The organism is Methanomethylovorans sp., from assembly GCF_041305605.1.
GTDB lineage: Archaea > Halobacteriota > Methanosarcinia > Methanosarcinales > Methanosarcinaceae > Methanomethylovorans.
On sequence record NZ_JBFYLB010000113.1, the window covers coordinates 1 to 10606 of the forward strand.

General features: G+C 40.9%; 8 protein-coding genes and 1 tRNA gene. 5 read left to right on the forward strand and 4 right to left on the reverse strand.

The window, feature by feature from the left end; all coding sequences use genetic code 11:
* A partial coding sequence (locus ACCM36_RS07085; RefSeq protein ID WP_370573054.1) for a class I SAM-dependent methyltransferase family protein occupies positions 1–525 on the forward strand: 525 nt, incomplete at its 5' end.
* 42 nt (positions 526–567) lie between these two features.
* A tRNA-Thr gene (locus tag ACCM36_RS07090) sits at positions 568–639 on the forward strand.
* A 32-nt stretch (positions 640–671) separates the two neighbouring features.
* Here the strand turns inward: ACCM36_RS07090 and ACCM36_RS07095 are convergent.
* Positions 672–932: a hypothetical protein gene (locus tag ACCM36_RS07095; protein ID WP_370573055.1), complete on the reverse strand. Its 261-nt coding sequence runs from the start codon at positions 930–932 to the stop codon at positions 672–674.
* A 105-nt stretch (positions 933–1037) separates the two neighbouring features.
* Positions 1038–3098: a PAS domain S-box protein gene (locus tag ACCM36_RS07100; RefSeq protein ID WP_370573056.1), complete on the reverse strand. Its 2061-nt coding sequence runs from the start codon at positions 3096–3098 to the stop codon at positions 1038–1040.
* 998 nt (positions 3099–4096) lie between these two features.
* Here ACCM36_RS07100 and ACCM36_RS07105 point away from each other — a divergent pair.
* Positions 4097–6031, forward strand: a complete 1935-nt coding sequence (locus ACCM36_RS07105) for a hydantoinase/oxoprolinase family protein (protein WP_370573057.1) — start codon at positions 4097–4099, stop codon at positions 6029–6031.
* Between the two features lie 105 nt (positions 6032–6136).
* On the opposite strand, the gene ACCM36_RS07110 is transcribed toward ACCM36_RS07105, so the two are convergent.
* Positions 6137–6283: a hypothetical protein gene (locus ACCM36_RS07110; RefSeq protein WP_370573058.1), complete on the reverse strand. Its 147-nt coding sequence runs from the start codon at positions 6281–6283 to the stop codon at positions 6137–6139.
* A 387-nt stretch (positions 6284–6670) separates the two neighbouring features.
* On the opposite strand from ACCM36_RS07110, the gene ACCM36_RS07115 reads away from it, so the two are divergent.
* Positions 6671–7531 carry a GNAT family N-acetyltransferase gene (locus tag ACCM36_RS07115; protein WP_370573059.1) on the forward strand — a complete coding sequence of 287 codons (861 nt, stop codon included), beginning with the start codon at positions 6671–6673 and terminating at the stop codon, positions 7529–7531.
* A gap of 50 nt (positions 7532–7581) precedes the next feature.
* On the opposite strand, the gene ACCM36_RS07120 is transcribed toward ACCM36_RS07115, so the two are convergent.
* Entirely contained in the window at positions 7582–8013 is a 432-nt protein-coding gene (locus ACCM36_RS07120; protein ID WP_370573060.1) for a nucleoside deaminase, read from the reverse strand.
* 488 nt (positions 8014–8501) lie between these two features.
* Between ACCM36_RS07120 and ACCM36_RS07125 the strand changes: the two genes are divergently transcribed.
* The gene (locus ACCM36_RS07125) at positions 8502–10556 is read left to right on the forward strand and encodes a methyl-accepting chemotaxis protein (RefSeq protein WP_370573061.1); all 2055 of its coding nucleotides are present in this window, start codon (positions 8502–8504) and stop codon (positions 10554–10556) included.
* The last annotated feature ends 50 nt before the right edge of the window (positions 10557–10606 follow it).

Consider the following 10606-nt stretch of genomic DNA (forward strand, 5'->3'; position numbering starts at 1 on the left):
GCATATTTCACCCCCCGACTTGCTACGGAACGTTCCAGAATCCTGGAACAGATAAAGAATAGCGAGGTGGTCGTAGACATGTTCACAGGTGTCGGGCCATTCAGCATCCTTATTGCAAAGAACCGTTCTTCCTGCCGTGTGGTAGCCATTGATAAGAACCCGGAAGCTGTGAGGTTCCTGAGACACAACATTGAGCTTAATGCAGTCAGTAATGTGGTGGCAGTGGAAGGAGATGCCAAAGAAGAAGCACAGATATATGCTGGCATTGCGGACCATATCATTATGAACCTGCCCCATACCGCCCGAGAATTCCTGGATGCAGCCATGGTAATTGCAAAACCGGGAACTGTGATCCATTACTACGACATCACCCCCGAGTCCGACCTGTACTCCTCTTCCCTTTCCCACATAGAATCCGCTGCATCCAGGGCCGGTTTTGCTGTTGAACTCCGTGCCACCCGTATTGTGCGCTCTTATTCCCCGCACCAATTCAATGTGTGCATCGAAGTAAGAATTACAGGCTGAGCGAAATAATTAAATTCTTATCTATTATTTAGAGACACAATTGCCTCTGTGGCTTAGCGGTATAGCGGCTGATTCGTAATCAGCAGGTCGAGGGTTCAAATCCCTCCGGGGGCTTCATTTTATCAGTTCAATTCCCTTAATACAAATCAGGTAAAGGGATCTTTATCCTTGGTGATAGCCTGGACTTCAAGGATGATGGTTTTGTCTGTTATGTCTTGTTGAGAGACTTGGGGAATGAGGATAGACCCTGCATCCTGTCCCTGAACCGGGAATCTAGCAGGGAGGCAAGATCGGGACCTTGAGACCCGGCGGTTCCAGATTGTCCTTGAAGATGGAGAAATTAGCGCACTTTTCCGTTTTTGGGTGAACCTGGAAAGCTGGGCCCACCTGCCTGATATTGTATTCATTGAAGTTTGACATACATGCAGCTAGAGAACTGATACGTTCTGCACAGCACATCCATGCTTGGGATAGAGTATCACTAATGAGACAAGAAACGGAGATCCCTTAAGTCAACAATACGGAATAGTAAAAGTGAAAATGCTTCCCTTTCCGACCTCGCTCTCAACCCATACATTGCCACCGTGCATCTCAACATATCTCTTAACAAGAACGAGGCCAAGTCCTGTTCCCTCGTGTTCACGTGTAAGATATGAGTTCAGCTGTTTAAATGGCTGGAACAGCTTATAAAGGTCCTTTGTTGCAATCCCGATGCCTTTATCTATCACACTGATCTCGAGCATATTATCAATTAGATGTACATTGATACCAACATATCCTTTTTCGGGTGTGAATTTAATGGCATTGCTCGCAAGATTGTAGAGGATCTGTTTGAATTTGATATTATCTGCATTGATGCTTCCAAGCTCGGACCCGATCTTGACATCAAGCTCAATTTTCTTCTTTATTGCAAGCGGGGATATTAGCACCTTTACCTCTTCGATTGCGTCTGAAACAAGGAAGGATTCGTAGTGAAGTTCCATTTTGCCGGCCTCGATTTTTGAGAGGTCGAGGATATCATTGATGAGGTCCAGCAGATGTTTTCCGCCTATTGAAATGTGATTGATGTACTTTGCCTGTTTTTCATTCAGGTTCCCAACAGTTCCACTTAGCAACATGTCAGAAAAACCTATGATCGAATTAAGTGGAGTTCTCAGCTCATGGCTCATGGTTGATAGGAACTCCCCCTTACTCTTATTGGCATCTTCGGCAACTAGTTTAGCATGCAGTAACATCTCTTCGGCCTGCTTTCTCTCGGTAATATTCCGACACACACAAAATGTCAGTTTCTTCTCCTCGAAGATGGCTCCGTTTGCACTTATTTCAACTTCGATGAACGTGCCGTCCTTGCGACGCTGACGTGTCTCAAAATGATAACCTAATTCGCTAACATGCTTAATAATTTCAAGCAATTCCTCACGTTTCCATTGGATATCCCAGTCCCAAACGTGTAACTGGAGGACTTCCTCCTGGGAATAGCCAAGCATATCCGCAAATTTCTGGTTCACCTCGTAAACCTTGCCATTTTGGTCAAGGGTAACTATCCCATCGTTAGACTGTTCTATCAGGATACGTCGTCTTGCTGCTTCTTCGGCAATTTTGATCTCAGCCTTCTTACGTTCGGTGACATCATGGACAAAACCATCAATTGTAAATGATTCTCCTTTCAAATCCCAGTTCTTTATTGCGTTCATTACTAGCCATATGCTCCCTCCATCTGAATGCAAAGCCTCAAATTCAAAGTGTTTAACATATCCATACTTTCTAATTTGTGTAGCTATTTCCTCACTGGTTTTGGGGTCAACATATAATTGTTCCCTTTTATTCTCCATGTAACTGATGACTTGATCAGGAGTACTCAGGCCTAAAATATGGGCCATTTCTGTATTTGTTTGAATCACTTTTCCTTCGGAACTTATACTGAACATCCCAACCGGGACGTTATCTATGAAGTTTTGAAGCCTTGCCTCGTTCTCTTTCAGCTCATCCTGAGTTCTTTTGCGGGACAACTGATTATTCAGAATACTTCCCAGTAACACAGTTCCAATGGGATAGATCAACATTACTGGTAAACTTATATATTTAATAACTTCAAAGGCAAATGGCCAGGGAAGCAGCAACGCGCATATAAGCATGAAAATGTGAACCAAAATACCAAAAATGTATAAATCAAATCTTCCTAAGACTTTTTGTAATCTATTATGATATCGTCTCCACAATAGTCCTATTATTACAGAACACGCAATTACAGAAACACCCATCACTACTCCGGCACCGCCTAAATAGAGACGATAAGAACCGATTATGAGTGCTCCGATGACCGCGGGAATAAAACCAAAGAAGAGGCTGGTTATACTTAGTAGAATAGAGCGGGTATCAAAAAACAGTCCAAAGGAAAGCTCCCATGGATTTAACATTAAAGCAATACCAATAAGGCCAATGATCATACCAAAAACAATACTTTTTAGGCGCGTATTTATGTTCGCATTTGAAAAAAGAATATCATACGCTACACCTAAAGCAAGAAGTAAAGCTGCATTGTTTATGAGGGCTATTATCATTTCAGCATCCATGCAACACCTTCTGTCAAAAAGAACCCATGTATTCGACTGAACTTTTTAATGTACCTTTTAATTAATCAATGATTATTACCATGAATGTGAACTTGAGATTTACTATGATTGCTCAATTGGATATTTTATGTACTACATGATATATAATTTATACGCTAATATAAAAATAAAGTGTACTAAAATATATTGGTACGCTTCTGTCTACTCTCAGAGTCTTAACAATAGAAATCGGGCTATGTAGAAAAATATCAAAATGGACAGCAAGTACTAAAATAAGCAAATATTCTCAATATTTGAAGCATATTTGCAATTATTGTTAATTTGACTAATCTGTTGAATTTAAAGGATTTCTACAGAGCCTCTCCGAAATCAGCGAAGATATTTTGTCTTTGAATATTATCTTAACATGAAAATATTATCACTATACTTACATAGGAATTTGGGACCTTAAGTTTAAAAATATCACTATTAATGTACCTAGATATTTATTTACTTAAGCAACGAGTTAATTACATTAGTTGTAGGCTGCTTCTTTTGTCTAAAAGGATAATATGGGCTGCAACATTTAATATTTTGTATATGGGTACGAACGAATCTCGGGTAGATTGTACATGCCCAACCACCTCACTGAAGCCCAAATAATTTACTTTGGGTGAGGTAAGGATTCTAACATCCTTCGTACCTATGTGCATCTTTCGGGCAAGCAGATCGATGAGTCTATCGGAGATAACTAAGATATTGAAAGAAAGTGTTTGAGGGATTCACTCTTAATTTTTTTATGATACTGCCCAGCTTCTTACAGTATATTTGTACCCAAAACATATATATGTATATTTTTTGCATTTGCATCCATACAACATATTAAAAAAAACAATACAGAATGCTATATATACTGTTTTTTCGTTAACAGTGTGAATGAAGCTACCACAAAATATATATAATTTGTTTTTGCAACATTTAGACAAATAATCAACACAATAAAAAAGGAGTTTGGAAAAATGAGTTATAGCCTTGGCATAGATGCAGGAGGGACGTATACTGATGCTGTTCTTCTAAGAGATGAAGACAATACCATTATACAATCAAATAAAGCGTTAACAAGCTACCCGGACCCGCTGGATGGGATCAAACGATCTATTGATGGACTGGATCCTACATGTCTCAAAAATGTGAAAGTCGTGTCAGTATCCACAACTCTTTCCACAAACAGTATATTGGAAGGCACCGGCTTCCCTGTTGCCATGATACTCATTGGAAATTATGAGATCAAACAGGAACTTCCAACAAGTCATTTTTTACAGGTCAGCGGTGGTCATGACCACAACGGTGTTGAAACTAACAGCTTGGATACCGAGTCCATCAGAGAATTTGCCCTGCAGGTAAAAAGTCAGGTTTCAGCTTTTGCAATATCCTCATACTTCAGTATCAGAAACCATGATCATGAACTGATCACAAAGGAAATTATCCGGGATCTCACAGGTCTTCCTGTTGTCTGCAGCCATGAGCTCTCCCAAGACCTTGGGGCATTTGAAAGAGCAGTGACAGCATTCCTTAATGCACAACTGCTACCTGTAACTGAGAGATTCATGAAAAACGTTGAAGCAGAAATAAAGTCAAGGGGTATTGATGCAAAAATATTCATGCTCAAGTGCGACGGGTCTGTTATAGGCATACAGAGTGCACTCAAAAAACCCATTGAATCCATCTTTTCAGGGCCTGCCGGAAGTCTTGTGGGAGCTTCATTCCTTGCGAAAAAGGAGACATGTGCCGTTATAGATGTGGGAGGCACCAGCACAGATATTTCAGTTATATACAACGGTGTCCCTGATATGAGTGACGCTGGCGCTGTTGTAGGCGGATGGAAAACCAGGGTCAAGGCAATAAAGATGGAAACATCTGCAATGGGTGGAGACAGTCATGTTTGGGTGAAAGGAAAAGATATTACAATAGGTCCCCGAAGGGTTATTCCCCTGTGCAGGGCTGCTATACTTTATCCCGATTTCCCTGAGCAGCTCAAAACAAATCCAATTCCCTCTAAAATGCAGTTGGGAGTTAACTATCAGCCTACAAAATTCTATCTGAGAACAGACTATGAAGTAATGAATATCAGTGAAGAGGAAAAAAAGGTACTCGATGCCGTAAAAAAACATCCCACGTCGATAACAGAGATATTCAACCGGATCAAAAAATATCCTACCAGTAGTGTACTGGATAGTCTTATTCAAAAAAGACTCTTACAGCCTATAGGTTTTACACTCACGGATGCCTTGCACGTGCTTGGAGAATACACGGAAAGAAATGTCGAGGCTTCAAATACAGGTGCTGATCTGCTTGGTTCATTAGTAGGCATGGACAGATATGAATTTGCAAGGTATATTAAGGCAGAATTTGCAAAAAACATGGCATGTGACCTCATATCATTTTTCCTTGAAGGTGTGGAGAAAAAAGAGATAAGAAAAATATTTGATATTCGGTCACCCGCAAAGTTCAAAGTAGAGGTTCCGGTTGTATTGATAGGAGGGCCTGCCACTGCTTTTGTCGAGAATATGAAGGAAATACTGGATGCAGAAATAATCCTTCCGGAGTATTCAAACGTAGGGAATGCTGCCGGTGCACTGGCTGCAAAGGGGATACGAAGATTCGAGGTGCTTATAAGACCAGCATCCATGGCGGCTCCTGATTGGGAATTCCTTGTGTTTTCCGAACATGGGAAAAGTAATTTTTATGAATACAAGGAGGCACTTGACTATGCCGTTACCCTTGGTGAAACCACAGTCCATAGTTACATGAAAGATGCTGGGCTTGATTCAAATCATATCAAAATAGATGTGCAAAAAGAGGAAATTATCCCGGTGGGATGGAAGACACCAATGGAAACAAAAATTGTTGTGCTCGGTGTTGGCAACAGGAAAATTGAGCAGGATTGCTGTTAAGAACCTGCTCCTTTAGAAAAGAAGAAATAGCTATGAGGACATCCTGTCCTCTCCAATTACCAAGTGTGAATTCTGATTTAATGGGAATAAGAATTCCTTCTTTTATCACAGAGGGGTCTCACATGTCGAGGATTTATCTACCATTACCCCATCCGGGTTTGAAAGAACGTTATCTTCCCCGTCTTCCGGGTAAAGCATCCGGAAATCTTTCTTTTCAAGGTCCTTTTCAGAATAGTTCAGGCCCCGGATCAAAGCTCCATTTATGTGACGTACCTACCCTTGCATATCCATAAGCTTGTTTCAAAAGTATAAATTCATACCCTCACAATTCTATTGTGAGGACGATGGAATGACATTCAAAGAATTCTCCGGTGAACAATGGAAATCATGTTATTGCTGAGTCAAATAATTATCTGTAAACACTATAATGATAGGTTTCAAGTTCAAGTCCCGCCATACTTTGCAAAGGAATTTTCATGCCAAGATCTAGCTATACGTTTCACAAGAATTATCTTCGATTTGTCTCTTGTCAGGTAAAGGGAGGAGAAAAAAATCTAAGCCTGCAATCTGGATCTGGCAAAAAAGAGATTAGGTGGAGCATACTTAAAAATTAAATAGAAAGTGAGAACATTAATTGTCATGGATAAGGAATCGGAAAAAATAGAAGACATGAAAATCCGAAAAATGAACAGGGAAGAGGCAGAATTCGCAATTGAGATGGCAGCTGCCGAAGGCTGGAATCCCGGTATCCATGACGGTGAACTTTTTTATGAAGCTGACTACGAAGGTTTTTTTATTACAGAGTTTGAAGGCAAGCCCGTCGGCTGTGCCTCTGCTGTCGCATATGATGACAAATTTGGTTTTTTGGGTCTCTATGTGGTCAAGCCTGAATTCCAGAAAAAAGGCATAGGAACGAAACTGACAAAAAAATGCCTGGAATACCTGGGAGACAGAAATATCGGGCTTGATGGTGTTATAGAGAATGAAAAGAAATACCAGAAAGTTATGAAATTCAGATCCTCTTACAGCAACCTGCGTTTTGAAGGTAAAGGCGGAGGAAAAATCCCGGATGGACTAGTAAAAATCTCAAAAGTCCCTTTTGAAAAACTGCTTCAGTATGACAGTAGAATGTTTCCTGCCCCAAGACCTGGTTTTCTGAAGAAATGGGTCAATCAGCCTGACTCTTATGCCTTTGCAGACCTTGAAGGCGAGGAACTCAAAGGGTATGGCGTGATAAGGAAATGTCGGGCAGGTTATAAGATAGGTCCTCTTTTTGCGGACGACCAGAATACGGCAGAGAAGATCTTTAGGGCGCTTAGGGCTTCAGTCCCTGAAGAAACCATTTACTTTGACGTGCCCGAACCAAATAAAAAAGCAATGGAAATAGCAAAGAAGTATCACATGAATGTGATTTTCAGGACTATACGTATGTACAGCCTAAAAGAACCTGATATAGAGCTTGATAAGGTTTATGGGGTTACGAGTTTCGAACTTGGATGAGCAAAGAATAAAACAGGCATGATCCGGAACTTAGGTTGTGATCATTACCTTCATTTCCCTATGTCCTCATACCAGAGGTCCGGTCTGTCCCTGATAAACTTACTCATCAATTCTATGCACTCGGTGATGCCCAGGTCTGTTACATCTATCCCGTGCTCCCTCATGAATTCAGGGCCACCGTGAAAATTCTCAGACTCTCCCACTATCACTTTTTTTATACCGAACTGAACAGCAGCGCCTGCACACAGATAACAGGGCATCAACGTCGAGTAAAGGATCGTGTCACTATAATTGCCGAGGCGCCCTGCACTGCGTATGCAGACGATCTCGGCGTGTGCCAGGGGATCGTTCTCTTGTACTCTCATGTTATGGCCCCGGCCAACGATCTTCCCGTTCCTTACAAGCACGGACCCGATGGGAATACCTCCCTCAGCAAGCCCTTTCTTTGCCTCCTCGATGGCACATTGCATAAAACTGTCCATAATCTTTTCCTCCTAAGTTAAGTGCTTATATGCACTCTTATAAGCTTAAGTTAGATATATGAGAATTCATTGTTATACATTGATTCCGGGATAGGATGAAAAGATTTTCAATTTATTAGAGATTCAATTTCAGCAAGCTTGTTTCCAATGGATTGAAGACGTTCATACTCTTTATCAAGAGCAAAATCAGTGAATATATAATGATAATTAATTTACTTAACCCATATTTAGAGTTTAGTTAAAGCAATGTTGGTTCTGGCAGGTTTATCAAAACTGCCTAAATTTCTTAATGTATTTTATCTCTTGAATATTGAAGTTTTCTACATAGTCACTTTTTACTCTCTTTTTACTCATCGGGAACTTATATCTGTCAAATGTTAGAATGTGAAAGACAGTAACCGCATATTTTTATAATATAAAGTATATATTAAGGTGATAGAAAAAGACTACATTAACTAGACATACCCCTTCATAAAAGAGTGAAAGTTATGGACTTCAAAAGCATATCTATCAGTCACAAGATCCTTGTAATGGCATTGATCTTAACAATATTACCTGCAACCATTGTCGGATTTTACGCATATGAAGAAACATCAAATGCCATTCATACACAACTCAATGAAAGGCTGGACGAACAGGTCCAAATGGAAAAGGAATATGTAGATGCTGTTTATTCAGCTGCCTCTGAAGCGCTTAAATATGATATGAGCAAAGCAAGCAGCAGTTTTTATTCATATGGTAGTCCAAGAATATCCGATGAAAAAATAATGTTTGGAGATGGGTACATTGTCAACGGTAATTATGAGATTGTTGATTCCATCAAAGAAGAAACCGGAGGAGAAGTAACTGTTTTCCAAGTGGAGGATAGTTTGGCAACCCGCGTATCCACAACTATAGTTGATGAAAATGGAAAACGTGTTATAGGAACTAGTCTATCCAATACTGTTTATGATGCAGTTGTACAAAAAGGGCAGACTTATAAAGGAATAGCTGATGTGCTGGGAGAATCTTATTTAAGCATCTATGAACCAATAAAAGACTCCTCTGGAAAGATCATAGGCGTTCTTTTTGTTGGTATCCCTGAAGAAGATTATCGGCTTGTTATCAAGAAACAAATGTCTGAAATCCAGTTTGGCGAAACAGGATATATGTACGCTATGGATTCAACAGGAAATCTCATAATCCATCCCGCAAAAGAAGGTGAGAGCCTTTATGCAGAGGATTTTGCAAAGGAAATGATCTCCAGTAAGGAAGGTATGAGCACCTATAACTGGCTGGGCAGGGACAAAATGGTTAGTTACACATACTATGAACCTACAGACTGGATAATTGCATCCGGTACATACATAGATGAGTTCGAAGCTCCTGTAGTTGCCATTCGTAACAGTATAATTAGCGCAGTTATAGTGTTTATTATTCTGGGATCTGCTTTTGCACTGCTCATCAATAGGTCTATCTCTGGAGGCATCGGTAGTATGGTAAAGGATTTCAAGCAGATATCTGCTGATGCTCTTGAAGGAAAGATCAATACAAGAGCAAGTACTGACGTGGGTGTTGATTTTGTTGCCATTCCAACGGGTTTGAATGAGATCCTGAAGTCTCTTACAGATATTATCAGCTCTGTAAGTATCAATGCAAATCAGGTTGCTATGACTGCAGAAACTATGTCTGCTTCTATCCAGGAGATGACTGCTGCATCATCACAGATAGCTAACACTGTAACTGAGCTGGCAAAGGGTTCTCAGGACCAGTCTTCTAAAACTGATGAGGTTGCTCATGCCATGGGAGATATGACAAAAACTGTTCAGGATGTAGCATCCAATTCCCAGAAAGCTGCAGATACTGCAACCCAATCCAACGACATGATCCAATCTATGGGTAAATCTACTGGAGAACTTCTTGGAAAGATGGCAGCTATCCAGGAGGCCGAAGCAGAAGCAGCAGAAACGATAATGAACCTGGATAAGAAGTCCAGTCAGATAAGCGAAATAGTTGACCTTATCACAAGTATTGCAGACCAGACGAATTTGCTTGCTCTTAATGCTGCCATAGAAGCGGCTCGTGCAGGTGAGCATGGGCGGGGTTTTGCAGTGGTTGCAGATGAGGTCCGTAAGCTGGCGGAAGATTCCGGGAATGCTGCCAAGCAGATATCCAGTCTTATCCACGATATGCAGGCAGGTACGAATACTGCTGTTAACTCCATACAAAAGAGTTCTCAAGAAGTATCCAAAGGATCTCTTGCTCTGAACCAGGCTGTGGAGGGTATGAAGAACGTTGTGGCGGCCGGGAATAATATTGCTACCATGGTGCAGGAAATAGCAGCAGCAGCTGAGCAACAGTCTGCATCTATAGAAGAGATCACTTCTTCTGTGGATGAGGTAGCAGCCATCTCCCAGGAAGCCGCTGCCGGAACGCAAGAAGCCTCAGCTGCCGTGGAAGAACAAAATGCAGCCATGCAGGAATTGGCAAAGAATTCTCAGGAACTTGCAATGATGGCTTCAAACATGCAGGAAATTGTTGCAAAATACGCCCAGAACAAGTAAGTACAAAACAATTTCCAAAACATCCGGGTATTCATATCAACCCGGATGAG